Raw genomic sequence first — 2200 nt, 5'->3', positions numbered from 1 at the left:
ATTCAACATGATCGTATGTTGCCTGAGAGACTGGGAACGTGAAAAATTCGCTTTCCATCCGATTATTAATAAAGGTATTGAGTATATTACTCAAACTGATTTCTCAACACTAACACCAGGGAAGTTCGATATTATTCCGGGCAAGATGTTTTGTCTTTTTCAGGAAATGAATACCGTTCCTGCTCATGAAATGCGCGCTGAGTCACATTTCAAGTTTGTCGATATTCAATTTCTCTTGCAGGGAGAAGAAACCATCGGTGTGGCGCGTGGTGCGGCGGAGCATGAGGTGGCAGAAGACCGGGCGGAGAAGCACGACATCGTGTTTTACCAGGAAACGAATAATGAATCGCTGATTCATCTGGAACCCGGCATGTTTGCCGTTTTCTTTCCGCAAGATTTACATCGTCCTTGTTGTAATACCCAAAGCGAGTCTTTTATTCGTAAAGCTGTGATTAAAATTCATCTGAGCCTGTTCAGTGATGCCTTATTTATGAATAACCCATAGTGGATGATTGAAATTATGAAAGATGCTACCTCTTCTCTCGATGCACCTCTGGTTAAAACGGCCGCTCCTGTTATTTCACGCTTGCGCTGGGGCATTATTTTTATTTTGTTAATGGCGGCAGTGATTAATTATCTCGACCGTGCCAATTTAAGTATCGCCAATACGACTATTGCTAAAGAGTTTGGTTTCAGCCAGACGGAAATGGGTCTGCTGCTGTCGGCATTCCTGTGGCCTTACGCGCTGGCAAACCTGCCGGCGGGCTGGCTGGTTGACCGTTTTGGGCCTAAAAAAATGTTCTCATGGGGCGTGGGCCTGTGGTCCACCTTCACGGTGATGGCAGGTTTCGTTAATGGTTATTCCATGTTCTATGCCCTGCGCATGCTGCTGGGCATATCCGAATCACCGTTCTTTACCTCCGGCATCAAGATCACTCACCGCTGGTTCTCTGACAAAGAGCGCGCGCTGCCGACCTCCATCATCAATACCGGCTCGCAGATTGCCAATGCCATTGCGCCGCCAATCCTGACCGTGCTGCTGTTAACGCTCGGCTGGCGCGGCATGTTTATTGCCATTGGCCTGGCGGGGATTCCGCTGCTGCTGGTCTGGCTGAAATTTTACCGCAATCCGACCGAGCGCGAAGAAAAGGTGATCCATGCCAATTCTCAGTGGGTGCAGAAGTCGGTGACCGACGTTAACGGCAATAACAAGGCGAGCTGGGGGGCGCTGTTCAGACATAAAACCACCTGGTTTATGGTGATCGGTAACTTTTCTATCATGTTTACCATCTGGGTTTACCTGACCTGGCTGCCGGGTTATCTGGAGAAATCGCTGGGCTTTAGCCTGAAACAAACCGGCTGGCTGGCGGCCATTCCGTTCCTGGCGGGGATTTTGGGCGTGCTGTGTGGCGGGGCCATTTCTGACCGTCTTATCCGTCGCGGTGTGAAAACCATTACCGCGCGTAAGGTGCCGATTGTTGCCGGTGCTGCGCTGGCGGCCTGCTTTGTTGCGCCAATACCGTTCGTGCACAGCACAACATTGAGTATCGCACTGCTGTCGATTGGCTACTTCTTCTCGCAGCTGCCGCAGGGTGTGATCTGGACGCTGGCTTCAGACATTGCGCCGAAAGAGCAGGTGGCATCGATGGGGGCAATTCAGAACTTTGGTGGCTTCCTGGGGGCAGCCTGTGCGCCGATCGTCACCGGAATTATCCTTGATGCAACCGGACAGTTCACCAACGTCTTCTTCCTCGGTGCCGGTTTACTGATGCTGGGTGCGCTTAGCTACGGACTGTTCGTGAAAAAGCCGATTCTGGTGACAATGTCGAGATAATGACAACCGTAAGCTGCATTAAACGCCTTGCTATCGGGGTGTTTAATGAGTGCTGTTTTCTGACATTTCTCCGTTCAGAAGTGGACATACCAATCTGAGCGGGGGGACGTCTGACGTAATCGCGGCATGACGCGATTGCCAAACAATAAACAGCGCGCGAACTCACCCTTAAATCTGCTGAAATTAAAATGTATCGCATATTAGACGCGGGGGTTGAAACCGAGTATTTCAATATTCTGATGGGAAATGTGAAGGTCACCGGCATTAGACAATACCGATGCGGAGGGGGAATTAAAATGCATCGGGAAGACTTTCCATGCTAACTCGTTGAATTTAAATTATACAAAGGTTTGTTCAGTTTTATGA

2 protein-coding genes and 1 pseudogene are annotated in these 2200 nt (G+C 49.6%); all 3 read left to right on the top strand.

Annotated elements, in window-relative coordinates:
• The first annotated feature begins 7 nt into the window (after positions 1-7).
• Positions 8-505, top strand: a complete 498-nt coding sequence (locus J1785_RS01515) for a NanQ anomerase/TabA/YiaL family protein (protein ID WP_129952595.1) — start codon at positions 8-10, stop codon at positions 503-505.
• Positions 506-520: 15 nt separating this feature from the next.
• On the top strand, positions 521-1834 hold the full coding sequence (locus tag J1785_RS01510) for an MFS transporter (protein ID WP_217218654.1): 1314 nt from the start codon (positions 521-523) through the stop codon (positions 1832-1834).
• A 164-nt stretch (positions 1835-1998) separates the two neighbouring features.
• A pseudogene (locus J1785_RS26595) lies at positions 1999-2100 on the top strand (type VI secretion system tube protein Hcp); the annotation flags it as partial.
• Positions 2101-2200: the final 100 nt, after the last annotated feature.

Source organism: Rahnella perminowiae, assembly GCF_019049755.1.
GTDB classification, from domain to species: Bacteria; Pseudomonadota; Gammaproteobacteria; order Enterobacterales; family Enterobacteriaceae; genus Rahnella; species Rahnella perminowiae.
Note: the sequence above shows the minus strand (reverse complement) of the source record. Positions and strands in the feature narration are given on the sequence as shown.

Coding starts and splice junctions, on each gene's coding strand:
- J1785_RS01510 (WP_217218654.1), top strand. CDS start 521: ATGAAAGATGCTACCTCTTCTCTCGATGCACCTCTGGTTAAAACGGCC.
- J1785_RS01515 (WP_129952595.1), top strand. CDS start 8: ATGATCGTATGTTGCCTGAGAGACTGGGAACGTGAAAAATTCGCTTTC.